This is a genomic window from Ruegeria sp. CF3, assembly GCF_056537365.1.
The window spans coordinates 489658-515676 of the sequence record NZ_JBQFRK010000003.1 but is presented as its reverse complement, the minus strand read 5'-3'; the positions used below and the strand labels follow the sequence as shown (position 1 = coordinate 515676).

Annotated in this window: 27 protein-coding genes; 14 read left to right on the top strand and 13 right to left on the bottom strand. The window is 57.7% G+C overall.

Translation table 11 applies throughout. The features are described 5' to 3' along the window. Positions 1-44: 44 nt before the first annotated feature. Complete coding sequence (locus ACR0KC_RS14150; protein WP_170594839.1) at positions 45-1622, bottom strand: bifunctional metallophosphatase/5'-nucleotidase; 1578 nt, start codon at positions 1620-1622, stop codon at positions 45-47. Positions 1623-1730: 108 nt separating this feature from the next. On the opposite strand from ACR0KC_RS14150, the gene ACR0KC_RS14145 reads away from it, so the two are divergent. Genes ACR0KC_RS14145 through arsC form a run of 4 tightly spaced genes read left to right on the top strand, consistent with a single transcriptional unit; the run spans position 1731 to position 3890 of the window. After that, on the top strand, positions 1731-2069 hold the full coding sequence (locus ACR0KC_RS14145; protein WP_170563662.1) for a DUF952 domain-containing protein: 339 nt from the start codon (positions 1731-1733) through the stop codon (positions 2067-2069). After that, positions 2066-2497, top strand: a complete 432-nt coding sequence (locus ACR0KC_RS14140; RefSeq protein WP_170420906.1) for a DUF1330 domain-containing protein — start codon at positions 2066-2068, stop codon at positions 2495-2497. The genes ACR0KC_RS14145 and ACR0KC_RS14140 overlap by 4 nt, the downstream gene beginning before the upstream one ends. Beyond that, entirely contained in the window at positions 2494-3552 is a 1059-nt protein-coding gene (locus tag ACR0KC_RS14135; protein WP_480771972.1) for a quinone-dependent dihydroorotate dehydrogenase, read from the top strand. The genes ACR0KC_RS14140 and ACR0KC_RS14135 overlap by 4 nt, the downstream gene beginning before the upstream one ends. Further along, positions 3549-3890 (top strand): arsenate reductase (glutaredoxin), encoded by a 342-nt coding sequence (arsC, locus tag ACR0KC_RS14130; RefSeq protein ID WP_480706656.1) that lies wholly within the window; start codon positions 3549-3551, stop codon positions 3888-3890. The genes ACR0KC_RS14135 and arsC overlap by 4 nt, the downstream gene beginning before the upstream one ends. On the opposite strand, the gene ACR0KC_RS14125 is transcribed toward arsC, so the two are convergent. From ACR0KC_RS14125 to ACR0KC_RS14115, 3 genes are read right to left on the bottom strand one after another with little or no spacing between them, the layout of a single operon-like run. Then, positions 3887-5203: an MATE family efflux transporter gene (locus tag ACR0KC_RS14125; RefSeq protein ID WP_480771971.1), complete on the bottom strand. Its 1317-nt coding sequence runs from the start codon at positions 5201-5203 to the stop codon at positions 3887-3889. The two genes, arsC and ACR0KC_RS14125, sit on opposite strands and share 4 nt — an antisense overlap. A gap of 2 nt (positions 5204-5205) precedes the next feature. After that, entirely contained in the window at positions 5206-5724 is a 519-nt protein-coding gene (locus ACR0KC_RS14120) for a PaaI family thioesterase (RefSeq protein ID WP_170635955.1), read from the bottom strand. 1 nt (position 5725) lies between these two features. Then, positions 5726-6145 (bottom strand): PaaI family thioesterase, encoded by a 420-nt coding sequence (locus ACR0KC_RS14115; RefSeq protein WP_010438901.1) that lies wholly within the window; start codon positions 6143-6145, stop codon positions 5726-5728. 117 nt (positions 6146-6262) lie between these two features. On the opposite strand from ACR0KC_RS14115, the gene ACR0KC_RS14110 reads away from it, so the two are divergent. The 8 genes from ACR0KC_RS14110 to ACR0KC_RS14075 all read left to right on the top strand — a co-directional run bounded on the left by ACR0KC_RS14110 (position 6263) and on the right by ACR0KC_RS14075 (position 13867). Next, positions 6263-6631 carry a MerR family transcriptional regulator gene (locus ACR0KC_RS14110; RefSeq protein WP_170391912.1) on the top strand — a complete coding sequence of 123 codons (369 nt, stop codon included), beginning with the start codon at positions 6263-6265 and terminating at the stop codon, positions 6629-6631. 172 nt (positions 6632-6803) lie between these two features. Beyond that, positions 6804-7205 (top strand): MerR family transcriptional regulator, encoded by a 402-nt coding sequence (locus ACR0KC_RS14105; RefSeq protein ID WP_039536426.1) that lies wholly within the window; start codon positions 6804-6806, stop codon positions 7203-7205. Between the two features lie 38 nt (positions 7206-7243). Next, a complete protein-coding gene (locus ACR0KC_RS14100; protein WP_480706661.1) occupies positions 7244-9025 on the top strand; it encodes an acyl-CoA dehydrogenase C-terminal domain-containing protein in 1782 nt (593 codons plus the stop codon). A gap of 53 nt (positions 9026-9078) precedes the next feature. Next, a complete protein-coding gene (locus tag ACR0KC_RS14095) occupies positions 9079-9291 on the top strand; it encodes a hypothetical protein (protein ID WP_170391916.1) in 213 nt (70 codons plus the stop codon). 31 nt (positions 9292-9322) lie between these two features. Then, positions 9323-9961, top strand: coding sequence for a glutathione S-transferase (locus ACR0KC_RS14090; protein ID WP_170420898.1), 639 nt, complete (start codon positions 9323-9325; stop codon positions 9959-9961). Positions 9962-9973: 12 nt separating this feature from the next. Further along, positions 9974-11185, top strand: a complete 1212-nt coding sequence (locus tag ACR0KC_RS14085) for an acetyl-CoA C-acetyltransferase (RefSeq protein ID WP_170420896.1) — start codon at positions 9974-9976, stop codon at positions 11183-11185. Beyond that, positions 11185-11673, top strand: coding sequence for a cupin domain-containing protein (locus ACR0KC_RS14080; RefSeq protein WP_480771970.1), 489 nt, complete (start codon positions 11185-11187; stop codon positions 11671-11673). Before ACR0KC_RS14085 ends, ACR0KC_RS14080 begins: the two co-directional genes overlap by 1 nt. Further along, positions 11666-13867, top strand: a complete 2202-nt coding sequence (locus tag ACR0KC_RS14075; protein ID WP_480706665.1) for a 3-hydroxyacyl-CoA dehydrogenase NAD-binding domain-containing protein — start codon at positions 11666-11668, stop codon at positions 13865-13867. Before ACR0KC_RS14080 ends, ACR0KC_RS14075 begins: the two co-directional genes overlap by 8 nt. Before the next feature lie 53 nt (positions 13868-13920). Here the strand turns inward: ACR0KC_RS14075 and ACR0KC_RS14070 are convergent, their stop codons facing one another. Continuing rightward, the gene (locus ACR0KC_RS14070; RefSeq protein WP_480706667.1) at positions 13921-14697 is read right to left on the bottom strand and encodes a Hint domain-containing protein; all 777 of its coding nucleotides are present in this window, start codon (positions 14695-14697) and stop codon (positions 13921-13923) included. Between the two features lie 209 nt (positions 14698-14906). After that, a complete protein-coding gene (locus ACR0KC_RS14065; protein ID WP_480706668.1) occupies positions 14907-15845 on the bottom strand; it encodes a DMT family transporter in 939 nt (312 codons plus the stop codon). Between the two features lie 147 nt (positions 15846-15992). Between ACR0KC_RS14065 and ACR0KC_RS14060 the strand changes: the two genes are divergently transcribed. Continuing rightward, the gene (locus ACR0KC_RS14060; RefSeq protein WP_170401308.1) at positions 15993-17006 is read left to right on the top strand and encodes a hypothetical protein; all 1014 of its coding nucleotides are present in this window, start codon (positions 15993-15995) and stop codon (positions 17004-17006) included. A 3-nt stretch (positions 17007-17009) separates the two neighbouring features. On the opposite strand, the gene upp is transcribed toward ACR0KC_RS14060, so the two are convergent. The 7 genes from upp to ACR0KC_RS14025 form a co-directional block, all read right to left on the bottom strand. Next, positions 17010-17642, bottom strand: coding sequence for a uracil phosphoribosyltransferase (gene upp / locus ACR0KC_RS14055; RefSeq protein ID WP_170391930.1), 633 nt, complete (start codon positions 17640-17642; stop codon positions 17010-17012). After that, positions 17639-18625, bottom strand: coding sequence for an adenosine deaminase (locus ACR0KC_RS14050; protein WP_170401310.1), 987 nt, complete (start codon positions 18623-18625; stop codon positions 17639-17641). The genes upp and ACR0KC_RS14050 overlap by 4 nt, the downstream gene beginning before the upstream one ends. Next, positions 18622-19833, bottom strand: a complete 1212-nt coding sequence (locus ACR0KC_RS14045; RefSeq protein WP_480771969.1) for a phosphopentomutase — start codon at positions 19831-19833, stop codon at positions 18622-18624. The genes ACR0KC_RS14050 and ACR0KC_RS14045 overlap by 4 nt, the downstream gene beginning before the upstream one ends. Then, positions 19830-21137: a thymidine phosphorylase gene (locus tag ACR0KC_RS14040; protein ID WP_480771985.1), complete on the bottom strand. Its 1308-nt coding sequence runs from the start codon at positions 21135-21137 to the stop codon at positions 19830-19832. Before ACR0KC_RS14040 ends, ACR0KC_RS14045 begins: the two co-directional genes overlap by 4 nt. A gap of 4 nt (positions 21138-21141) precedes the next feature. Further along, positions 21142-21534 (bottom strand): cytidine deaminase, encoded by a 393-nt coding sequence (locus tag ACR0KC_RS14035; protein WP_170391936.1) that lies wholly within the window; start codon positions 21532-21534, stop codon positions 21142-21144. 104 nt (positions 21535-21638) lie between these two features. Beyond that, on the bottom strand, positions 21639-22742 hold the full coding sequence (locus ACR0KC_RS14030) for a cupin domain-containing protein (protein ID WP_480586584.1): 1104 nt from the start codon (positions 22740-22742) through the stop codon (positions 21639-21641). Beyond that, entirely contained in the window at positions 22705-23409 is a 705-nt protein-coding gene (locus ACR0KC_RS14025; protein ID WP_480706674.1) for a hypothetical protein, read from the bottom strand. The genes ACR0KC_RS14030 and ACR0KC_RS14025 overlap by 38 nt, the downstream gene beginning before the upstream one ends. Positions 23410-23605: 196 nt before the next feature. Between ACR0KC_RS14025 and ACR0KC_RS14020 the strand changes: the two genes are divergently transcribed. Continuing rightward, the gene (locus ACR0KC_RS14020; RefSeq protein WP_480706676.1) at positions 23606-25879 is read left to right on the top strand and encodes an NADP-dependent malic enzyme; all 2274 of its coding nucleotides are present in this window, start codon (positions 23606-23608) and stop codon (positions 25877-25879) included. The last annotated feature ends 140 nt before the right edge of the window (positions 25880-26019 follow it).

Genomic DNA, 26019 nt, shown 5'->3' with positions numbered 1-26019 from the left:
AAAGGCCGCCCCGAGAGACGGCCTTTTTTGCTTCTCCGGTCACATCACTTCTGTTTGATGCGCCCGTCCAGATAAGGCTGATACGGGGCGTTCTCGGCTAGATATTCCGCCGTAACATCCGCTAGATCAGGCCCGAAATCATAGGCGTTTTTGTCATCACCCGAGAACACAGAATAACCATCGCCGCCATTGCGGACATAGTTGTTTGTCACCACCAGATATGTCGCAGCTGGATCAATAGCTTCGAAACCGCCATCCTTGGCGACCATGACCTCAACAATCCGGCCCTCATTCGGGGCAACCGATGGATCCCAGGTAAATGTCATTCCTGCCACCTGAGGGAAGCGGCCTTTGACCTCTTCAACTTGGCTCACCCCGTTTTCAAGAGCATCAATCACGCCCTGTCCGCTGATCTCGAAGGTCGAGAGCGTGTTCTGGAACGGCAGAACTGTCAGCACCTCACCCATGGTCACCTCACCCGGATCGATCGAGGCGCGCAGCCCACCCGAGTTCGCAATCGCAATCTGGGCGCCCTGATCGGCAACCCGCGCCAGCATGGCATCCGCAACAAGATTGCCCATTTCACATTCCTGCACGCGACAAACGGACCGGTCGCCTTCAATCGAAGCTGACGCTTCCGCGACGACCTTGTTGCGAATTTCATCGAGCGGTACGGCCAGCTCGGCGATGCGGTCCAGCGCGGCCTGATCCTCGGTCACCGCATTGTCCATGATCAGCGGTTCACCCTCAGCGGATACAACATTTCCGTCATCATCGAACGTCACATTCAATTCACCCAGAAACTTGCCATAGGCATAGGCCTGAACGATCTGCACCCCGTTTACGACGGTAGGGTACGGTCCGGCGGCCTTGTCGGATGTGTTCGAAAGATATGTGTTCGAATGCCCACCCACGATCACGTCAACGCCCGTGGTCTCCTGCGCCACGCGCTGATCGACGACATAGCCTGAGTGGCTGAGAACGATGATCTTGTTCACACCTTCGCCGGTCAGCTTGTCGACCTCAGCCTGAACGGCAGGAACTGGATCAGAGAAGGTGATGTTTGGACCGGGTGACGCGATATCGTGCGTGTCTTCCGGCGTCAGTCCGATCAGACCGATCTTTTCGCCGCCCACTTCGATCACAGCCGATTTCTTGATCTTGTCGGTCAGCAGTTCCTCATCCGCATAATCGGCGTTGGACATCAGCACCGGGAAATCGACCGAGTCGATGAAGCCGCGCAGCACCTCAGGGCCATCGTCGAATTCATGGTTGCCCACAGTCATGGCGTCATAGCCCAGCTTGTTCATGAACTCAGCCGCAACCTTACCCTTGTAGTAGGTATAGAACAGCGAGCCCTGGAACTGGTCGCCCCCATCAACGAGGATCGAGTTATCGGCCCGTCCGCGGGCCTCTTCGACTGCCGTCACAAGGCGCGCCGATCCACCAAAGCACTTGCCTTCGGCATTGTCTTCGTCGCCACAGGCGCTGTCGTACTTGTTGATCGGTTCAAAGCGCGAGTGGAAATCGTTTGTATGCAGAATCGTAAGCTTGTATTCGGCAGCCGCCATACCGGCGCTGAGTGCCAATACCGCAGCCGAAGCCAGAAAACGGGTGAACATCGTGAAACTCCCTATGATTGTTTTGCGCGATGGTGCGCGTTGCGTGGCGAAGAGTCAAAGGGGGAAATCCGGCTTGATTCTACCCGTCGTGCGGGGCATCAGGACTTCATGCTGATTTACAAGATCTTCCGCGCCGATGAATGGGCAAACCTGCAAGCACAAGGGGCTTCGGATGGTGCACCGATTGATGTTTCGGATGGATATGTTCATTTCTCAACCGCAGAACAGGCCGCTGAAACCGCTGCCAAGCATTTTGCCGGGGTCGAGGGCCTAACCCTCTTGGCCTGTGATAGCCAAGCAATGGGCGATGATCTGAAATGGGAGGTTTCGCGTGGTGGCGCATTGTTCCCCCATCTCTACCGCCAGATTCAAATGTCGGATGTGGTCTGGTCACGCGATCTGCCCTTTGACGGTCAGGCGCACCAGTTCCCGCAGGAGATGGAATGACACGCTTCATCGATCCCGAACGCGAACAGTTCGAGGCGTTTAAGGCCCTCGATCGAGACCATCCTATCGAGATGCTCAATCTGGTGAAGTTTCGCGAAACAGCTCAGTATCCGTCCGATCACGCACTGGCCGGCGCACATCTGACCGGCGCACAGGCCTATGGCAAATACGGGTCTGAAACCGCGCCTATCGTCGCCCGCATAGGAGCGTCGATCCTTTGGCGCGGCGCATTTCAGACTATGCTGATCGGTCCACAAAATGAGGCTTGGGATGCTGTGTTCATCGCCCGCTACCCCACCGCCCACGCATTTCTTGAGATGGTGACCGACCCTGCCTATCGCGCCGCGGTGATACACCGGCAGGCCGCCGTTGAAACCTCGCGCCTGATACGTTGCGCGCCGACAGAGGGTGGAGATTCCTTCGGATGAAACTGACCGAAAAACTTGGGCTCGCTGCGCTGCACCGTCTTGACCCGGAAACCGCGCATGGGCTTTCGATCAAGGCCCTGACCTCGGGGCTTGCACCGACGCCTGGGCCGGTCACATCGGACCGGCTGAAGACCCGAGTCGCGGGTCTGGATTTGCCCAACCCCGTCGGACTGGCCGCAGGGTTTGACAAAAATGGCGAAGCACTGTTGCCGCTTTCACGCGCCGGGTTCGGGTTTATCGAAGTCGGGGCGGTGACACCCCGTCCGCAGACCGGCAATCCTAAACCGCGCTTGTTCCGCCTGACCGAAGATCGCGCCGCCATCAACCGCTTTGGCTTCAACAACGAGGGAATGGAGGTCATGGCCGCGCGTCTGGCGCAGCGTCCAAAGGACGCGGTGATCGGTTTGAACCTTGGGGCCAACAAAGACAGTGATGATCGGCCCGGAGACTTCGCAAAAGTGCTTGCCCATTGCGCTGCGCATTTGGACTTTGCCACCGTCAACGTGTCCTCGCCCAATACCGAAAAGCTGCGAGATTTGCAGGGCAAAGCGGCGCTAACTGCGTTGCTGAGCGGTGTGATCGAAACCCGAAACGCCCTGCCCCGCCCGATCCCGATCTTCCTGAAGATCGCCCCGGATCTAACTGAGCACGAATTGCAGGATATCGCCGCTGTCGCCCGTGAAACCGGCGTGGACGCGGTGATCGCCACCAACACCACACTGTCGCGCGATGGCCTGCGCAGTGCGCACAAGGATCAGGCCGGAGGCCTGTCCGGCGCGCCGTTATTCGAGAAATCGACGCGGGTGCTGGCGCAGCTCAGCCAGTTGACAGGCGCAGATATCCCGCTGATCGGGGTCGGCGGCATCAGTACGGCAGAACAGGCCTATGCCAAGATCTGCGCCGGAGCGTCCGCAGTGCAGTTCTACACGGCGATGGTCTATGGCGGGATTTCCCTGGCCGCTGACATCGCACAGGGGTTGGACACGCTGCTGGAGCGCGACGGCTTCGATTCGGTCGCGCACGCGGTGGGCAGCAAACGAGAGGACTGGCTATGATCGAATACTGGCACAATCCGCGCTGTTCCAAGTCCCGCGCGGGGTTGGCGTTGCTGCAGGAAAACGGCGCAGATCCTGAGGTGCGCAAATACCTCGAAGACGCGCCCTCGGCCGATGAAATCCGGACGGTTCTGGCCAAACTGAATATCCCGGCGATCAGCATGATGCGCACCGGAGAGAAAACGTTCAAAGAGCTTGGCCTGGCCAAGACCTCGCCCGATGAGGAGCTTGTTCAGGCCATGGCCGAACACCCGATCCTGATCGAGCGTCCGCTGGCCATCGCGGGCGACAAAGCCACTATCGGACGCCCACCCGAGAACCTGCTGGACTTGCTTTAGGCGATCTGTGCCTCAAGTCGCGGATAGCGCCAACCAAGCGTAAGGCCCCGTGCGATGTTCAACACCATCAGCGCGGCCCAAAGCCCATGATTGCCCATCGTTGGCACCAGCACGAACAACGCAACCACGTACAGCGCGACTGACTGGATCATCGCGTTGCGCATATCGCGGGTCCAGGTGGCGCCGATATAGATACCGTCGAACATCCAGCTTGCCACTCCGATGATCGGTGCCAGAGCAGCCCAGAGCAGATACTCGCGTGCCGTCATACGAACTTCAGGCGATGTCGACATCAGATCGATCAGCGCAGGCCCTGCCAGGTAAAACACCAGCCCAAGCCCGATGGCCCCGCCAACGCCCCATTGCGAAGCCATGACCGACGCGCGCCGGACCTTCCGGCGGTCGCGAGCACCGACGGCTCCTCCGACAAGAGCTTCAGCCGAGAAAGCAAATCCGTCCAAAGCGAATGCGGTGATTTCGAGAAACTGCAATAACACCTGATTGGCCGCCAAATTCACGTCGCCCAGATCGGAACCGACAAACAAAAACGTGGTGAATGCTCCGGTCAACAGAACCGAGCGCACCATGATATCGCCATTCACCTGCATCATCCGGCGCAGCCGTGCGGAATCAAAAATACGCGGCCAATCCCGCCATTGCTTGCCGCCAAACGCATCCCCACAAAGCCACAAACCCAGGGCAAGACCCGTCCACTCGGCAATCAGTGTCGCGATGGCAACGCCCTCGACACCCCAGCCCAGGCCAAGCACAAACCATAGATCCAGCGCTATATTCAGCCCATTCATCCATATCTGCAGGATGAATACACCTCGCGTGCGTTCGACTGCGATCAGCCAGCCTGTCACCGCATAAAGGGCAATCGTGGCCGGAGCGCCCCAGATGCGAATCTCCAGATAGGCGCGCGTCAGAGACTCGACTTCGGCGCTGGCGGGCGACAGTGCAAAAGCTCCAAGGAATACCCAAACCTGCGCGGCAATGAAAACCAATCCTGCTGTTCCGCCCAGCAGCAAGCCTCGCATGAGCAACGCTCCGGTTTCTGCAGTGTCACCTGCACCGCGCGCCTGTGCCGCCAGCCCGGTGGTGCCCATCCGCAGAAAGCCGAATATCCAGTAGATCGCCGACAGGATCACCGCACCCATACCCACAGCCCCGATGGGGGCGGCCTGCCCCATCTGACCGACAACGCCGGTATCCACTGCCCCGAGGATCGGTACGGTCGCGTTCGACAGCACGATCGGCAACGCGATTTTCAGGACGCGCCTATGGGTAATGGGCGCTGAGGTGTCCTCCATCTTTAGTCTTTCGGTGTCGGAGATTGCGGCATCAAGAAGTGCCCCGTACCTTGCGCAAAGAGTTTGGCGTGATTGTCTTGCCAGGCTTCGACCCGGACAGAGGCATAACGTCGACCCGAGCGATTGATGAAAGCGCGCGCATAGGCGTCTCGCGGCAGGCCAGACCGCAGGTAGTCGACCGTGAAGTCGATGGTTTTGGGAAAGCGGATATTCACGTCAGTCAGGATGTCCTCCGCACCGATCTCACCGCTTTCAATCCTGGGAAACATATGTTCCCAACTCAGCGTGATTACGGCAGTGACTTCCAGAAACGCCGCTGTCACCCCACCGTGGATAGCGGGTAGAAAAGGATTACCGATCAACTTCTCATCGAAATTCAGAACGCCTGTCAGTTCGTCCCCCCGCCGGTCGAATGTTATATTAAGGAACCGAATATACGGCACACCTTCGACCAGCGCGGTCAATGCGGCATCACGGCGTTGCTTGACCACCTGCATAGGTTCTGGGCGAGGTCTTGCCATCTTAGCGACCCTCCACGGTGAAGGCACCTGAAGCGGTGGCAACGGGACGGTCGCTGTCATCATCCGTCGCCGTCGCCCGCACAAAAGCCACGTTGCGCGTGATGTGATAGCAGGTCGCGCGGGTCCGGATACTTTGACCCGGCGTTGCGGCCCGCATGTAATCAATACGCAGATCGATGGTGGCGGTTCCTCCCGGGGCTGAGGGGTGGCTCATCACTGCGGCACCGCAACAGGTATCCAGCATGGCCGACACAGCCCCGCCATGGATCACGCCAGTCCGAGGATCGCCGATCAGTTGCTCGTTATAGGGCATCGAGATTTCAGCCTCGCCCTCTCCGATGTGGGTCAGATCAAGCCCCAAGGCCTTGGCGTGCGGAATCGCCTCGATGAACTGGCGCGCTAAAACTGTCTTATCGACCATGGGGTTGGGTCCTGTCCTTGTACCTGCCCCTTTATGGGCCTGCGTTTACACCAAGGGCAAGCCCACCTGTTGCGCTTGCCGCAACGACGCCCTAGGTTGCTGCCAAGGAGACCCGGAATGTCCGACACCCGTTTGTCATTCAAAGAAATGTGCGCCGAGTTCGACGTGACCCCACGCACCCTGCGCTATTACGAATACATCGAATTGCTGCAGCCTGACCGTGAAGGCAGGTCGCGGTTTTACGGGCCTCGTGAATGCGCCCGGATGAAACTGATCATGCGTGGTCGAAAGTTTGGATTTCCTTTGGAAGAGATTCGTCAGTGGCTGCTGATCTACGAAGATCAGGGCAATCAGGCGCAGATGGCGACCTTTATCGAGATGGCCGATCGTCAAATGGAAGAGCTGCGCCAGCAGCGCGCGCAGTTGGATGAAGCAATGGATGCGCTTCAGCAATTGCGCGATCAGACCGTCGGCCTGCTGAAATAGCCCCTTCCCCTACGGCAAGAAAATTGCCGAAACCCCTGCTTACGCGACTGGATGTTACGTCAACTATTTTGTGACGCAGCGTCCGCATTACGTAAACGTCACTTGTGTGTTGTAAAACGCTCATCGACTGCGCAACTCAGATTGCATGACGCCAGTGATGAGAGTTTGAACCATGACCGAAGATCTGCTGACCATCCGCGAAATGTGCGAGACCTATGATGTCACGCCCCGCACATTGCGGTTCTACGAGGCCAAAGAGCTTTTGTTTCCGATCCGCGAGGGCCAAAAGCGCTTGTTCACCAAACGGGATCGTGCACGCCTGAAACTGATCCTGCGCGGCAAGCGCTTTGGCTTCAGCCTCGAAGAGATCCGCCAGCTTCTGGACCTGTACCACGTGGGTGACCAGCAGCTGACCCAGATGTCCCGCACTTATGAAATCGCGTGCGAGCGCCTTGCTGACATGGAATCGCGCCGCGAAGAGCTGACGCAGGCCATTGACGAACTAAAAGAGCAGTTGCGCTGGGGCGAAAAGGTTATCGCCTCGATGAAACAGGAAAAGAAGGCCGCCGAATAAGCCCGGCCTTTCGGACATATGAATTAAGGGAGCTTCACATGCCCGTCTATAACGCGCCAACCAAAGATACGCAGTTCATCCTGCACGATGTTCTGAAAGTCTCGCAGTCGGATATCCCCGGCTATGATGAACTGGAGGCCGAGTTTACCGGCGCGGTTCTGGAAGAAGCGGGCAAAGTTGCCACCAATGTGTTGCACCCGCTGAACGTGGTTGGGGACATCGAAGGGTGCCGGTTGGAAAACGGGATTGTGTACACCCCAACAGGTTTCAAAGATGCCTTCGAGCAGATGAAAGAAGGCGGCTGGACTGGCCTCGACATGCCGGAAGAGTATGGCGGCCAGAACATGCCTTATGTGATTGGTACTGCGGTAGGCGAAATGTTCTCGGGCGCGAACCAGGCGTTTGTGATGTATCAGGGCCTGACCCACGGCGCAGCCTCAGCCATTCTGGCGCACGGAACCGACGAGCAGAAGAACACGTACCTGCCCAATATGGTCAGCTGCGAATGGACCGGCACCATGAACCTGACCGAACCGCATTGCGGCACCGATCTGGGGCTTATGCGTACCAAAGCCGAGCCGCAGGACGATGGCAGCTACAAGATTTCCGGTCAGAAAATCTTTATCTCTGCGGGCGATCACGACATGGCCGACAACATCATTCACCTGGTGCTGGCCAAAATTCCAGGCGGACCCGAGGGCATCAAAGGTGTGTCGCTGTTTATTGTCCCGAAGTTTATCGTGAACGAAGACGGTACTCCGGGCGAGCGGAATGGTGTTTCGGTCGGCAAGATCGAGGAAAAGATGGGCATCCACGGCAATTCGACCTGCGTCATGAACTATGACGAGGCCACCGGCTGGCTGCTGGGCGACGAGCACAAAGGCATGCGCGCCATGTTCACGATGATGAACGAAGCGCGTCTGGGTGTGGGCATGCAAGGCCTGTCCCAGGCCGAGGCAGCGTATCAAAACGCCGTCGAATACGCCAAAGACCGCCTGCAGGGCCGCGACGTAACAGGTGTGAAGAACCCGGATGGCCCGGCCGATCCGCTGATCGTGCACCCGGACATCCGCCGCAACCTGATGGATCAGAAAAGCTTCACCGAGGGCGCACGTGCGTTCATCCTGTGGGGCGCGACCATGATCGACAAGGCGCACCGCTCGGGTGACAAGGATGCGGACGGGCTGATCTCGCTGCTGACACCGGTCATCAAGGGCTTCCTGACGGATGAAGGTTACGACATGACCGTTCAGGCGCAGCAGGTCTATGGCGGCCATGGCTACATCGAAGAATGGGGCATGTCGCAATACACCCGCGACGCCCGCATCGCGATGATCTACGAAGGGGCAAACGGCGTTCAGGCGTTGGATCTTGTTGGCCGGAAGCTGGCGCAGGATGGCGGCAAGCATGTCATGGCGTTCTTTGAGATGGTTAAAACCTTCTGCAAGGAAAATGCCGGCAAGGATGAAGCTTATGACAAAGCGTTCATCGAACCGCTGAAGGCCGCGTCCAAGGACCTGCAGGCCGCTGGCATGTATTTCATGCAGGAAGGCATGAAGAACCCTAACAACGCGCTGTCCGGTTCGTATGACTTCATGCACATGTTTGGTCATGTTTGCCTGGGCCTGATGTGGGCTCAGATGGCGAAAGCCGCTCGCGAAGCGCTGGATGGTGGCGCCTCGGACAAAGAGTTCTACGAGACCAAGATCAATACCGGTCGCTTCTACATGGCCCGTCGCTTGCCCGCGACAGCCATGCATTTGGCGCGCATCCAAACCGGAGCGGACACGGTAATGGCGCTGGACGCAGCGAACTTCTGATCTCAGTGTGGGCTCGGGCGTCGTAGCCCGAACCCACCCTTGGAGGAGACAAGATGCCAAAACGCTTTCGCCTGACCCGCCGCTTTCCCGTCGCCATGACCGAGGATGGCTATCGCAAACTCCGCGGTTTCGCGCGAGAGGCGGGATTGGATGAAGGTGAGGCTTTGTCGTTCCTGTTCGAGAATTTCAATAGCGTGATTGATCACGAGAACCTGACGCACAGATTGCGCATCTTTAACTCCGAGCTGGACGCAAGAAAGCGCTGAACGCGCAATACGCCTTGGGAGGGGCGCTCAAATGACCATCAAACTGCATTGCTTCGGTGAAAGCGGCAACAGCTACAAAGCCGCTCTGGCGCTTGAGATGTCAGGTCTGGAGTGGGAAGCAGTCTTTGTCGACTTTTTCAACGGCGCAACGCGCACCCCTGAATTCCGGGCCGAAGTGAACGAAATGGGCGAAGCACCCGTACTGGTCGATGGCGATTTTCGCACCAGTCAGTCTGGGGCAATTCAGGCCTATGTCACCGAGAAGTCCGGCAAATTCGGCGGCAAGGATCGGGATGAGAACTACGAGATTTTCAGATGGGTTCTGTGGGACAATCACAAGCTTAGCTCAATGGCTGGGCTGACCCGTTTCCTGATTAACTTCCTGCCCGAAAAGCACCGCAACCCGGATGTGATCGCGTTCAATCAGGGTCGCCTCAAGGCTGCTTATCAGACACTGAACGCCCATCTTGAAGGCCGCGACTGGATCGTTGGTGACGGCGTGACCAATGCTGATATCAGCTGCTGCGGCTACCTATACTATCCCGAACCATTTGGCTTTGATCGCGCCGACTGGCCCAACATCGATGCCTGGCTGACGCGCCTTAGCGAACAGCCCGGTTGGAAACACCCCTACGACCTGATGCCCGGCAACCCGTCGGATCGAGCTTAAGGAGAAGACCCCATGACCGAAGCTTATATCTATGATGCCCTGCGCACGCCGCGCGGCAAGGGCCGCAAGGATGGCAGCCTGCACGAGGTAACCTCGGTGCGCCTGTCCGCCCTGACCCTGAACGCAATGAAAGAGCGCAATAATCTGGAAGGTCACGCCGTCGAGGATGTGATCTGGGGCAACGTCACGCAGGTGATGGAGCAAGGTGGCTGTCTGGCGCGCTCGGCAGTTCTGGCTTCGGATCTAGATGAATCGATCCCCGGTCTGGCGATCAACCGTTTCTGCGCCTCGGGCATGGAAGCTGTGAACTTGGCGGCAAACCAGGTCAAAGGCGGCGCGGGTGAAGCCTATATCGCAGGCGGTGTCGAGATGATGGGCCGGGTGGCCATGGGCAGCGATGGTGCGGCGATTGCCGTTGACCCGTCGTTGGCGATGGAAACCTATTTTGTGCCGCAAGGTATCTCGGCCGACATCATCGCAACCGAATATGGGTTCAGCCGCGATGATGCCGATGCTCTGGCCGTTGAATCCCAAAAACGCGCAGCAGCGGCTTGGGAAGACAACCGGTTTGAAAAGTCGGTGATCACCATCAAAGATCAGAACGGTCTGACCATTCTGGACCGCGACGAGTACATGCGTCCCGGCACAGACATGCAGTCGCTTGGCGCGCTGAACCCGTCTTTCGCAATGATGGGTGAGCAGATGCCGGGCTTCGACAAGGTGGCGATGATCAAATACCCGCATCTTGAGCGGATCAACCACATACACCACGCGGGCAACAGCTCGGGCATCGTGGACGGTGCGGCCGCTGTGCTGATCGGTAATAAGGAGTTCGGCGAGAAATACGGCCTGAAGCCGCGCGCGCGCATCAAAGCAACTGCCAAGATCGGCACCGATCCGACCATAATGCTGACCGGTCCGGTTCCGGTGACTGAGAAAATTCTGGCCGACAACGGAATGAAAATCGGCGATCTTGACCTTTTCGAAGTGAACGAAGCCTTCGCCTCGGTCGTGCTGCGCTTCCAGCAGGCGTTCGACGTCGATCCGGCGCTGGTGAACGTGAACGGCGGCTCGATCGCGATGGGTCACCCGCTGGGTGCAACCGGCGCGATGATTATCGGTACGCTGCTGGATGAGCTTGAGCGTCAGGACAAGGAAACCGGTCTGGCCACACTCTGCATCGCATCCGGTATGGGCGCGGCAACAATTATCGAGCGCGTCTGATGCCCAAACTGGATCTTTCTCAGATACCGTTCAAAGGCGGTTCATCTTATCCCGGCAAGTTAGCCGAGGCCACCGCGGGTCGTTTTGTCCAGCGCGTCGGAGATGCAGGCGGGCTGACCCAATACGGGGTCAACATCGTACGTTTGGAACCCTCAGGGCTATCCTCGCTGCGCCATTACCACATTGAGCAGGACGAGTTTGCCATCATGCTCAGCGGCAAATGCATGCTGATCGATGATGATGGCGAGCATGAGATGCTGCCTGGTGACTGCGCCGCTTGGCCTGCAGGTGAGGCCAATGGCCATCACCTTGTGAACAAAACCGACACGCCCGCAACCTTTCTGGTGGTGGGCACCCGGACCCCGACCGAGACCGGCTATTACAGCGATATAGACATGATGGTGAAAGATGATGAGAACGGATTCTCTTTCACTCGCAAGGATGGCAGCCCGCTGACGGCTGACCAGATTGGAGATGACAATGACTGATTTCACTCTGAGCAAAGACGCAGACGGCGTCGCCTTCATCACCTGGGACGTTCCCGGCAAATCCATGAACGTCCTGTCGCGCGAGGCCTTCACTCTGGTCGGTGATCTGATCGATCAGGCGCTGGCGGATGATGAGATCAAGGGCATCGTTATCACCAGTGGCAAAGAAGGGTCGTTTGCAGGCGGCATGGACTTGAGCACGCTCGCCACGATCCGACAGGAGGCCGGCGACGAACCCGCGCAGGCACTGTTCGATTTCGTCATGAGTGGCCATAACATCCTGCGTCGGCTGGAACTGGCAGGCATGGACCCCAAGTCCAAAAAAGGCGGCAAGCCGGTCGCCTGTGCCATCAACGGCACCTGCGCAGGGATCGGGACCGAGATCGCATTGGCCTGTCATCACCGTGTGATGACCAGCAATCCGAAATCCAAGATCGGCCTGCCTGAGATTCTGCTGGGTATCTTCCCCGGTGGAGGCGGCACCATGCGCTACAGCCGTATGGTCGGCGCAATGGCGGCGGCACCCGTCTTGCTTGAAGGCAAGATGATGGACCCAAAGAAGGCCAAAGGCGCGCAATTGATCGACGCGGTGGCGGATGATCCGGTTGCGGCAGCCAAGGAATGGGTACTGAACGCCAAGGATGCCGATCTGGTAAAGCCGTGGGATGCCAAGGGCTACAAGATGCCCGGCGGCGCACCCTACCACCCCGCCGGTTTCATGACCTTCGTGGGCGCAAGCGCCATGGTGAACGGCAAGACCCAAGGTGCCTTCCCGGCGGCCAAGGCTCTGCTGAGTTCGATCTATGAAGGCGCATTGGTTGACTTTGACACCGCCTTGAAGATTGAGGCGCGCTGGTTCACCAACGTGCTCATGAACCCGTCTTCGTCAGCGATGATCCGGTCGCTGTTTCTGAACAAGGAGGCGCTGGAGAAAGGCGCAGTGCGACCCAAGGATGTACCCGATCAGCGGGTCAAGAAGATCGGCGTTCTGGGTGCCGGCATGATGGGGGCTGGTATCGCGCTAGTCTCGGCACAGGCCGGGATGGAGGTCGTTCTGATCGACCGCGATCAGGCGGCTGCCGACAAGGGCAAAGCCTATAGCGAAAGCTACATGGATAAAGGGATCAAGCGCGGCAAAGCGACGGCTGAGAAGAAAGAAGCCCTGTTGGCCCGTATCACCGCCACGCCCGATCTGGAGCACCTGAAAGGCTGCGACCTGATCATCGAAGCCGTGTTCGAAGACCCCGGCGTCAAGGCTGAAATGACCAAGAAAGTCGAGGCGATCATCCCCGAGGATTGCATCTTTGCGTCGAACACCTCGACCCTACCGATCACAGATCTGGCCAGGGCCAGCATACGGCCCGAGCAATTCATTGGCATCCACTTCTTCTCACCGGTCGAGAAGATGTTCCTGGTCGAAATCATCAAAGGCAAGGAAACCGGCGATCGTGCTGTCGCCAAGGCGCTGGACTATGTGCGCCAAATCCGCAAGACACCGATCGTGGTCAATGACGCGCGCTTCTTCTACGCCAACCGCTGCATTATTCCGTACATCAACGAAGGTCTGCGGATGATCACCGAAGGCGTCAGCCCTGTTCTGATCGACAATGCGGCGCGTCAGTTGGGCTTCCCCGTAGGACCCATTCAGCTGAACGACGAAACCTCGATTGACCTGGGGGCCAAGATCGCCCGCGCTACTAAGGCAGCTATGGGCAACGCTTACCCGGAAAATCCGGGCGATGATCTGATCTTTTGGATGGAAGAACAAGGTCGTCTGGGTCGCAAGGCCAATGCAGGATTCTTCGACTATGACGACAAGGGCAAACGCGTCGAGTATTGGAAGGGCCTGCAGGACAAATACCCACATGCCGCAAACCAGCCCGACCTGATCGAAGTGCAGGAGCGTCTGATGTTCGCGCAGGTTCTGGAAGCCGTCCGTGCGCTGGAAGAAGGTGTTCTGGAAGATATCCGCGAGGGCGACGTGGGTGCGATACTTGGCTGGGGCTTTGCGCCGTGGTCCGGTGGCCCGCTCAGCTGGTTGGACATCATTGGTACGCCCTACGCCGCCGAACGCTGCGATCAACTTACCGAAGCCTATGGTGAGCGCTTTACCTGCCCGCCGCTGCTGCGCGAGATGGCGGAAAAAGGTCAGAGCTTCTATGGCCGCTTCAACCCCGAAGCACAGGCCGCCTGAACAAAGACAGCAGGCGCATGAGCCCATGCGCCTGCTTCATACTCAAACACCTACTATTGCAGCTGCCATTCAGGCCGCAGGAACAGCGCAGGCATATTGGGCCGCCCCGGTCGCCCGGGTCGACGTACGCCCAATGCCGGTCGGATCGGGAAAATTGGCTCTTGCGGAATGGGTGCAGGTAACGCAGCCAACGGGTTGGTTAAAGCCGAAAGGTTCCCTTTGCCGGTCACGGCCTCGATCAGAAGATCGGCGTGTTCAGCATCCGCGACTTCATAAAACTCCGGGTTTCGACTTGACCCGGTATTCATGCGACCGGACGGGCAATAAGCCTGAAATCCGCCCTCGATAAAAACCAGCTCATCCTCGTCAAAGAATAATGACGTGACATCGAAGGACTGCGCAGGTGTGCTGGACTCAATACGCCCCACCCCGCTGAGCGTTCGAGCTGGAATGATCGAAACCCCCTCGATTCCAACACCAAGCTTGCCTTGATCCAACGCCATACCTTGTTCCGGCATCAGCCAAACAGGACGCCCATTGTATGCTGCTCGGGATGGCACAAGAACCGGCAAATGCTCGGGCCTGCGCTCGTCTCCCGCCACCACGATCCGGTCAACGCAAACGCGCCTCAATTCTTTGAACCCATGGTCCCGTGTCCGCACCAGATCGCCTGCAACCAGTCTTTCGACCCGTTTCCAGCCCCCTGTTGTGGACACTTTGGTTCCGTGCAGCAATCCCCCACGACGCGCTGATGCGGCCTGTCCCACAAAGGCCTGTCGGCCTTTCACTTCACGTTTCGAATACCCCGAAACACTCACTAACTCTAACACGTGCCGTCCCCCTGTTGGCACCTTCAAACAACTCAGAAGGTCTTAGAGTTGTGCCTCAATTGGACTTAGTTTTGCCACATTTGAGGCCAAATTAGGTCAGTTTCGCCGCAATTTACTGGTTTTGAATAAACAAATCAGTATTCCGAACGGGCTTTGATCTGCATCTCGAAACGATGCTAAGAGGGATACAAGCCGATTCTATTCCGTTCTTACTGCGCCGCCTGCTGTAGCGAGGATAACCGCCGCTCCCGCCACCCAAGCAGCACTCCGGCAGAGGCGATCATGCCAATGCCGATGATTTGCATCTGCCCGACGGACTGCCCAAACGCCACCCAGGCAAAGAGCGGGCCAAATATCATGACCGAGTATTCAAAGACTGCGACATATGATGGCTCGCCCAGTTGATAGGCTTTGATCAGCATGAAAACGGCAATTGTTGAGCCCACGGCCTGAACCACAACCCAAGGCAACGCGTCTTGCATCGGCCAAACCCAACCGCGCATCGCGAAGCCATCCGGCCCGACTGGCACGCCAACCGGAAACAGGGCAAGCCAGATCAGTCCGATCGCCCCTGCAAGCCCCAGCGTGACAACCATCGCCGCAAGCAGCGCAACAGTGCTTTCGTCGGAACAGTGGGTGCGCGTTACAACAGCGCTGAGTGCGTAAAAGAAGCCACCAGCGACTGGCAGCAGCGTCTTTACATCAAACGATGTCGGGTCCGGTTGCAATACGCACAGAATTCCCGAAAACCCCAATAAAACAGCCACGATCCGCCAGGGACCTATGCGCTGTTTCAACAAAAGGGCCGAAATCAACAGCACGAATATCGGCGATGTGAATAACCCGGCAAGCGCCTGAGCGATGGGCATCAATGCCAGCGCGCTGAAATAGAAGAGCATCGCCAGCGTGATCAACACGCTGCGCACCGCGACGACACCAATCCGCCGGGGCCTCAAGGTGCCCAAACCCAATATCGACAACACCGCGATCAGCGGCAGCATCAGTAAGGCGCGACTTAGGTGAAACTGCCAAAGCCCCACGCTCTCGGCCACGCGGATCACGAAATTGTCGATCACGCCGATAATGGACATGGCCGCAACCATCAGCAACGACGCCATGATTGAATGGGTTTGTTGTTGTGACTGCATCCGCGCCTCTGCCCTTAATCAGCCCGTTCTGGCCGAAACTTACCCGGCACACTCAGCACATTTCACAAACACTGCGCAACAGGTTTGCGCCGCTGGTTTTCGCCATGCTAAGCTTGGCGCAAAATAATATTCGAGCAGCATTACCCGATGACCGCACTCAAACAGTACCAGCGGATCGAAGCCACCGGTCTGTGGCGTCCCTCGCCCGATGAGCAACGGCGCGAAGTAGTCGTATCGATTGGTGAAGCCACTCTGACGATTTCTGACTTCAATGACAGCGCGCTGACCCATTGGTCGCTGGCGGCGCTAGAGCGACAAAACCCCGGAACCTACCCTGCAATATTCAATCCCGACGGCGATCCCGGCGAAACACTGGAGCTTGCAGAATCTGAAACCACAATGATCGAAGCAATTGACCGGCTGCAGCGCGCCATCGACCGTGCCAGACCACATCCCGGACGGCTGCGTTGGCTCAGCGTTGCAGGGGTTGTTCTGGCGGTCTTGGCAGTGCTTTTGTTTTGGCTACCCAGAGCACTGCAGCGCCATGTTGTTTCGGTAGTGCCAGAGGTCAAGCAACAAGAAATCGGCGATGCAATCCTGCAGCGGATCGAAAGGGTGTCAGGCAAGGCTTGCTCTTCGCCTGATGCGCAAGCGTCGCTGGATCAGCTGGCGCGCCGCACCGGTGTCCGCCAAATCGTGATCCTTCCAGCAGGTCTGCCTGACAGCCTGAGCCTGCCGGGTGGAACCGTACTGCTAAACCGGGCACTGGTCGAAGATCACGAAGACCCAGCCGTTGCCGCCGGATACATCATAGCCGCGCGCGCGCGGGCAACTCAGCAGGAACCGCTGGACGATCTGTTGGACCGTACAGGCCCGAGTGCCGCATTTCGGTTGCTGACCACCGGCGAATTGACGCCCGAGATCGTGGACACCTACACTGAGCAGGTTCTATCCGGTCCACAGCCGCAGCTAAGCGATGACGTGCTGCTCGCGGTTTTTGCACAGACCGCACTGCCCTCGACCCCATACGCCTATGCGCTTGATATCACAGGCGAGTCCGTGCTTGGATTGATAGAAGCCGATCCGATGGCGGGTCGTACTTTGGAACAGGTACTGCCCGACCGCGATTGGGTCCGGCTACAGAATATTTGCGGGCAATAGCACCTATTTGGTCCCGAACATCCGGTCGCCAGCGTCACCTAGTCCAGGCATAATGTAACCCTTTGAGTTCAGCTCACGATCCAGCGCGGCCGTGACGATTTTGACATCTGGGTGCGCCTCTTTCATGCGCGCGACGCCCTCGGGGGCAGCCAGCAGGCATAGAAAGCGGATATCTTTCGCCCCCTGCTCTTTCAGCAAATCAATGGCCGCAGCCGAGCTGTTGCCGGTTGCCAGCATCGGATCAACAGCAATGACCAAACGGTCCGTCAAACCCTCGGGAGCTTTGAAATAGTATTGGACCGGCTTCAGCGTCTCTTCATCCCGATAAAGCCCCACGAACCCCACTCGGGCAGAGGGAATAAGCTCCAGCACGCCGTCCAGCATCCCATTTCCGGCCCGCAGGATCGATACCAGCGCCAATTTCTTGCCCGCCAGAATGGGAGCGTCCATTTCTTCCATCGGGGTTTCGATATGGCGGGTGGTCAGCGGCATCTCGCGGGTGACCTCATAAGCCAGCAAAAGCGTGATTTCGCGCAGCAACTGCCGGAACACAGCGGTTGAGGTGCCTTTGTCCCGCATGAGCGTCAATTTGTGCTGCACCAGTGGGTGGTCGACGACGGTCAGGTGATCGCTCATGATGTCTCCAGTCTTTTCTTGACCCGCGCGCGGGTCTCTTCATCGCAAAAGGCCGCGTTCAGGGCTGTTTCATTCAGGGCAGCAAAATCTTCGGCTTGCCAGCCGAACGCTGCATTCAGCATCTCATACTCGCGCCGCATCGTGGTATGAAAAAACGGCGGATCGTCAGTGGATACCGTGACGTTGACGCCTGCATCACGCAATTTCGCGATGGGATGTGCGGCAAAATCAGGAAACAGGCCCAGTACCACGTTTGAACCCGGGCAGACCTCAAGCGTTATGCCCCGGTCAACTAACTCGTACACAAGATCCGGGTCTTCGATGGCGCGGACGCCATGGCCTATGCGCTCGACCCCCAAATCACGGACGGCATCCCGAACACTCTCTGGACCGCCAAATTCACCGGCATGGGTCGTCAATCGCAACCCAGCCTCGCGCGCGCAGTCAAAGGCCCATTTGAAATCGCCCTGCGTTCCGACGGATTCGTTGCCGCCCATACCAAATCCGGTAATCCAGTCACCTGCGGTTTCAGCCGCACAATGGGCGCTGGCCTTGGCTTGCTCGGGTCCAAAATGGCGCACGCAAGTGATGACACCACGCAGGGTGATCCCGAATTTGCGCTCGGCCTCGTCTGCGGCGTCCTGAATCGCAGTCAGGTAATCCTTCCATGCATGCAAATCGCCACCGCCGCAGAAATCCGGGCTAAGGAATGTTTCGGAATACACCACACCATTCGCGGCGCTCTCTTCCAGAATGGCCAGCGTCAGGCGGCGGAAATCTTCAGGTGTTTTCAGCACCTCGCACGCAGCCTCATAAACGCTAAGGAAATGGGCAAAGTCGCGGAAATCATAAGAGCCGTCGGGTTTGAATATCCCGCTCAGGTCCACTCGTTTCTCATGGGCCAGTTGGCGTATGAAGCTAGGCGGAGCGGCGCCTTCATGGTGCAAATGTAATTCGATCTTAGGCAGGTCAGCGACTGTCATATAAAAGTCCTTCCCGGCCCTTGCACCGGTATGTTCAGGTGGTGCGCGATACTGGCGGCGATATCGGCAAAGTTCACGGGACCGATCTCGCCCATGCCCTGCCCTGCGATCAGCACGGGCACTTGTTCACGGGTGTGGTCAGTGCCGCTCCAACTGGGGTCGTTGCCGTGGTCTGCGGTCAATAGCATCAGATCACCGGGGCGCAGTTTTTGTAGGATCGCGCCAATTTCACGATCGAACCATTCCAGCGTACGGGCATAGCCGCTGATATCGCGCCGATGGCCATACAGACTGTCGAACTCGACAAAGTTTGCAAATGTCAGACTGCCCTCTTCCGCCTCATCAACGAGGTCCGAAAGGTGGTGCATCAACTCTGCGTCCGAACCCTTTCGCAGCGTGTCGATCCCCTGCATTGAAAATATATCGCCAATCTTGCCCACCGCATGCACACGGCGACCGGCATCCTGTGCCCAATTCGTAAGAACGGGTTCAGGTGGAACGATGGCAAAATCCTTGCGGTTGGTTGTCCGGGTGAACCCCTTTTCGGGCGTTCCGACAAACGGCCGGGCGATAACGCGGCCCACTTTCATCTCGTGCAATCGCGGCGCAAGGGTGCGGCACATATCCAGCAGGCGGTCGAGCCCAAAGCTGTCTTCATGGGCGGCAATCTGGAATACGCTATCGGCAGACGTGTAGCAGATCGGCCAGCCGGTACGTATATGCTCGGCCCCCAGTTCTGAGATGATCGTCGTCCCCGAGGCATGGCAGTCGCCTAATATTCCGTCGGTCCCCGCTACCTCGGCGGCAGCCTTGCTTAGCGTTTCGGGAAACGCTGGTTGGCGATCCGGGAAATAACGCCAGTCCCAGGGCACAGGTAGACCCGCCAGTTCCCAATGCCCTGAGGGCGTATCCTTTCCCGGAGAATATTCACGTGCGCAACCCCACAAGCCCGTCGGCGCGGCCTCAAGGCCCGGCGTCGGTGCGCCCGAGGCCAGACGGGTCGCCGCCCCCAGCCCCATGGCATCCAGGTTGGGCAGTTGCAACGGTCCGCTCCGCCCTTCTTCCGCACGCCCCTCGGCACAAGCTTGTGCTATGTGGGCCACTGTATTCGCGCCTGTATCGGGTTTGGTGCCGTTGTAAAACTGATCGGCATCCGGCGCGCCGCCGATACCAACCGAGTCCATTACCACAAGGAAAGCGCGGCTCATGCGCTGATCCTTTCATGGATTTGAGGCGGCTGTGCTACCGGTTCGTCACTCAGCGTGATGGCATCTAGCACCACCGCGGCAGCCCGTTGCGCTGCATCTTCTCGCCCCGCATGAACAACCGCCAACGGAGCGCCTTTGGTCACCTTATCTCCGACCCTCAGAAGGCCCGACAGGCCAACCGCCGGATCAATCTCATCGCTCTCGATCTGGCGCCCACCGCCTAGGGCCACGACTGCGAGGCCCAGCGCCTCGCCATCAATGGACGAGACATATCCGCCATGCGGAGCGTGAACTTCCCGGATCACATTGGCCTCCGGCAAAAACCGATCCCATGTGTCAACGAAATGCACCGGTCCACCCACGGCAGCCATCATGCGTCCGAACCGTTCGGCTGCACGACCATCGCGGATCACTTGGGCTATACTGGCGTTTCCTTCCTCTGCCGTAGCGCACATATCGGCATCCGCCATGAGAACGCCCCCCAACTCGGCCGAGATTTCGGCCAAAGGCGATCCCTGCCCGCTGGTCAAAGCTTTCATCACCTCGGCCACTTCCAGCGCATTGCCAAGTGCGGAAGCGAGGGGCTGACTCATGTCGGTGATCACTGCGGATGTACGGCAACCAGCGGCATTAGCCGTTTCGGTCAAGGCCTGTGCCAAATTGCGTGCCTCATCCAGCGTCTTCATGAACGCGCCGCTGCCCACCTTAACGTCCAGAACCAACGCATCCGGGCTCGCCGCCAGCTTCTTGGACAGTATTGATGCCGTAATCAGGTCAAGGCTCTCCACCGTCGCCGTCACATCGCGCACCGCATACAGCCGCTTGTCCGCAGGGGCGATCTGGCCCGTTGCCCCCACGATGGCTGCCCCTGTGTCTTTCAGCACCTGCGTCAGTCGCGCCTGACCGATCTGAGTGGTCACTCCCGGTATGGCCTCGAGCTTGTCCAGAGTGCCCCCGGTATGGCCCAGACCACGCCCCGAGATCATCGGCACATACGCCCCGCATTCCGCCAAAGCCGGGGCAAGCAGCAGGCTGACGCAATCGCCGACCCCACCGGTCGAATGCTTATCGACCACCGGCCCGTCCAAATCCCACGTCAGCACCTCGCCGCTGTCGCGCATGGCAACAGTCAGATCAGCCCGCCCATTGGCCCCCAGACCGCCCATACAGACAGCCATCGCAAAGGCCCCGGCCTGCGCGTCACTGACGCCACCATCGGCCAGGCCTTGCGCGAACCACATTAGTTCGTCACCAGTTGGCACCTCCTGACGGCGAAGTTTGGCGATGATCGAGCGCGCATCCATGAAGTCAGACATCCTCCATATGCGACGCGTCGAACGCACCGGGCAATAGATCGGCAATCGTGGTTTTGGTTTCCAGACCATCAACCGTTGCCATTGTAACGACCACATCCCCGTTGCCGAATTCGGCCAGTTTCTGACGGCATCCACCACATGGGGGCACCGGCTGCGGGCTGCTGGCGACCACGTAGACCTCGGTCAGTTCTTTTTCACCAGCGGCGACCATTGCCGCGATTGCCCCGGCCTCGGCGCACGTACCTTCGGGGTAAGCAATATTTTCGACATTGCAGCCAAAATAGATCACACCTGAACTGGACCGGATCGCCGCTCCGACCTTGAAATTCGAATAAGGCGCGTGGGCATTTTCCCGAACGGCCAAAGCTGCATCTTTCAAAGACATGGCGAATCCCAATTTTTGATCATCTGGTCAGAATATCATACCCTACTGGAAAGCGACGGGGGAATTGAAGCCCCCTTGACGCCATTATCCACTTCTTCTTGGACTTAACCCAACGTCGTATTGAAGGTCCCCGGTAAAGTCACCTCAAGCAGTTCCACATCCTGCGAGGGGTCTGACAGCCGTGTTCGCATTCCCGGCGGGATGACGAAGGCATCGCCTTGTTCCAACCGATAGGGCTCGCGCCCTTCACCCTCAAGAGTCACCTCGCCGGTCATCACGAAGGTAAAGTGTATGTCGGTGTCGTGGCTCGCCCATTGAGGGTTACCCTCGCCCCGGCGCACGACCTGAACGCCCGCCACGCCTTTGGTATTCTCGGCAATCGTCGTGTCACGGCAGATGTAACCGGGCAAGCGGAATGGCACCCAGTCGGCATCATTGGCTTGATTGTAAACGAACCGCTGCCCATCCCATTCCCGATCCGGACGGAAATGCGGGGTGGGCAGTTCCATCTCATGATCAATCTCCGTGACATGCTCGGCTGGGACACCAATCTCGATCACCTGAACGTTGTCTGACGCTTCCAGCACGCGGTGGCGGATTTCAGGCGGCTGAATAAAGCAATCGCCTGCCGTCAGGCGCATCTTGTCGCCCTGATCTTCGTAGACCACATCGACCCAGCCGTGGATGCAGAAGATCAGCTGAAATCCGACTTTGTGGAAATGCACCATATCGGGCACAGGACCGCCATCTGGGATACGTATATGGCTGGCGATAATCGATCCGCCCAGCCGGTCCGGCACGAGATCGCGATAATGCATCCCTGCCCGTCCAATGATCCACGGCGCCTGATCCTTGAGCCTACGGACAACAAAAGAGTGGACCGTATCCGGCATGACCAGCGGCGGGTTCAACTCGTCAATCTCGATCCGGGTGCCGTTTGGGGCTACAAGACTTCGTTGACCTTCTGCAAAACCATCTGGATCGGATGTCAGAATGCGCAACGTTCCCGCCGCTTCAGCTGCATCTTTCTCGATCCGCAAGCGCAGACCGTGACCAGAGAACACGGCAACCCGAGGGTCATCTGCCGGATAGATCATATCCATCCGCATCCCCAGTACCTTGGTATAAAACGGGATATCGTTGCGCAGTTCCTGCGTCGGCAGTCGGATTTCAGCGCGCGTGAGGGAGTCGCCGGTATTGCTGGTCATTCTGTTTCTCTTCGGATTTTGGTTTTGGCCATCCGATCAGAACAGCAGCCAAAATGCCAATCGAAAAGTACATCTCCAGCGTTTCTTCCATCACGAACAAACGTGCAGCCATCGCAACCGAAAGGTATTCTTCGAACAATCCGCTGATTTCCTCAAGAAGCTGAGCCAGCACCGCAACACTTCCAGCCAGGAAAAAAATCATCAAAAAAGGCGCGCGGATCTTCAGTGCCTTAATTCCGTTCGGTATCCCATGCCAGAGCAAACCACCAATGACGATCGCAGCCAAAACGATCCTTACTGCAGTCACATCAAGCAATAAATCAACCCAGTTTAGCACCACGAAAGGCGCGCTGCCTTCTGTGTACACCTCCGCCTCCAATTCGCGCTCGGCCAACAGCAGGCAGACCACCGCGATGTAAAGCCGCGAGACGCCTCGGTAACGCGCCAACGCGACCAGCCCGGAAACCAGTAACGCAGTGGCCGATATCGTCTCAATCAACCCGCCTTCCTGGATGAAAGCCGCAGCCGCTTCGGGCCAAATCATAACCACAAAAAGAAATGAAACCGCCGAAACAAGCACAACAAAGAAGACATTCCGATTGACACCAATCCTGATTGAAGGGTTGGCAAATTGCGCATTAGCACAAGCTTTGTCTTCATGACGCATGATAAGGTCCGCCGCTTCTGGTGTCCGTCAGGTTCCCCGGAATTGGCTGTACATAAAAACGATGCAGCAACTCTCAACCAACGTTTCGTTAACGTATCCGTGAGGCCTGTCTCTGACTGCGGTCCGAGGCGACATAGCCAAGCGCTGAGAAATAGTTTAACCATCAAACGAATATTGGAACGGAGTTGTATTACCGATGTCTGACACACCGAACCTGAGGCAGGCCGCGCTTGACTATCATGCGCATCCAAAGCCCGGAAAGCTTGAGATCAAGACAACCAAACCAATGGCAAATGGTCGTGACCTTGCGCGGGCATATTCGCCAGGCGTCGCCGAAGCCAGTCTTGAGATAAAGGACAACGCCGCCAATGCTGAGAAATACACCGCCCGCGGCAATCTTGTTGCGGTTGTGTCAAACGGCACCGCAGTTCTGGGCCTTGGGAATATCGGCGCATTGGCCTCGAAACCGGTAATGGAAGGCAAGGCCGTCCTGTTCAAAAAGTTCGCAGGCATCGATTGCTTTGATATCGAGGTGGATCAGCCTGACCCAGAAAAGCTGGCAGATATCGTCTGTGCTCTGGAGCCCACATTTGGCGCGATCAACCTTGAAGATATCAAGGCACCGGATTGTTTTATTGTCGAAAAACTGTGCCGGGAACGGATGAACATCCCGGTGTTTCATGACGATCAGCACGGCACGGCAATCGTTGTTGGTGCCGCAGCTAAAAACGCCCTGTATGTGGCAGGAAAGAGCTTCGAGGATATCAAAGTAGTTTCGACCGGCGGCGGTGCTGCCGGGATCGCCTGCCTCAGCATGTTGGTGAAGCTCGGCGTTAAACGCGAGAATATCTGGCTGTGCGACATTCACGGGCTGGTCTATGAAGGCCGCGCCGAGGATATGAACCCGCACAAAGACCAGTTTGCACAGAAAACCGATCTGCGCACTCTGGATGATGTGATCGGAGGTGCCGATCTGTTTCTGGGTTTGAGCGGACCAAATGTGCTCAAGCCTGAGATGGTCGAGAAGATGGCCAAGACCCCGATCATCTTTGCGCTGGCCAACCCAACTCCGGAAATCCTGCCACAGGCGGCGCGCGAAGTTGCCCCTGACGCGATCATTGCGACCGGTCGCAGCGACTTTCCGAACCAAGTGAACAACGTGTTGTGCTTCCCGTTTATCTTCCGAGGTGCCCTGGACGTGGGCGCGACTGAAATCAACGACGAGATGCAGATCGCCTGCGTCGACGGCATCGCCGACATGGCCCGCGCGACGACGAGCGCTGAAGCCGCGGCGGCCTATAAGGGTGAGCAGCTGACTTTTGGTCCAGATTACCTGATCCCAAAACCCTTTGACCCGCGCCTAGTGGGGGTCGTTTCGTCATCGGTTGCACAGGCGGCTATGAAGAGCGGGGTCGCAAAACGACCCATTGATGACCTCGAAGCCTATAAAGAACGCCTGAACCAGACCGTGTTCAAATCTGCACTGTTGATGCGGCCAGTGTTCGAAGCCGCAGCCGTCGCATCGCGTAGAATTGTCTTCGCAGAAGGCGAGGACGAGCGTGTTTTAAGGGCTGCGCAAGCGATATTGGAAGAAACCACGGAAACCCCGATCCTGATCGGGCGACCGGACGTGATCAGCGCACGGTGCGAAAGGCTAGGCCTGACAGTACGACCGGGGCAGGATTTTCAAATCGTGAACCCTCAGGACGATCCCCGTTACTACGATTATTGGAATTCGTACCATCAAATAATGCAGCGTCGGGGGGTCACTCCGGATCTGGCCAAGGCCATCATGCGCACCAACAACACCGCCATTGCAGCAATCATGGTGCATCGCGGTGAGGCGGACAGCATGATCTGTGGCACTTTTGGTGAGTATCGCTGGCATCTTAACTATGTCGAACAGGTTTTGGATGATGGCGATTTGCGCCCGCATGGCGCGCTTTCGCTGATGATTCTGGAAGATGGCCCTCTGTTCATTGCAGACACGCATGTAAGACAATTGCCGACACCAGAAGAACTTGCCGAATCCACCATTGGAGCTGCTCGTCACGTGCGGCGGTTCGGGTTGGAACCCAAGATCGCATTTTGTTCGCAATCGCAATTCGGCAATCAGGCCGAGGGATCAGGCAAGCGGCTGCGGGCTGCGCTTGAGATTCTCGATTCCGAGCCACGCGACTTCAGCTATGAAGGCGAGATGAACCTTGATCTGGCTTTGGATCCTGAATTGCGTGCACGTATCTTCCCGAACTCGCGTTTGGAAGGCTCTGCAAATGTCCTGATCTTCGCCCATGCGGATGCGGCAAGCGGTGTGCGCAATATCCTGAAGATGAAAGCGGACGGGCTTGAGGTAGGTCCAATCCTCATGGGAATGGGAAACAAGGCGCATATCGTAACGCCTTCGATTACGGCCAGAGGACTGCTGAACATGGCGGCCATCGCAGGTACGCCAGTCGCGCACTACGGATAAGCCCAGCGCCTATATCATTACGAAACATGACCGGGCACCAGATTAGGTGCCCGGTTTGATTCTGTTAGCGCCAGCACATTTGCAGTAATAAATTTGCAGATTTGCAAATCCTTACATATGACACTCAGAAGTCTGCTCAG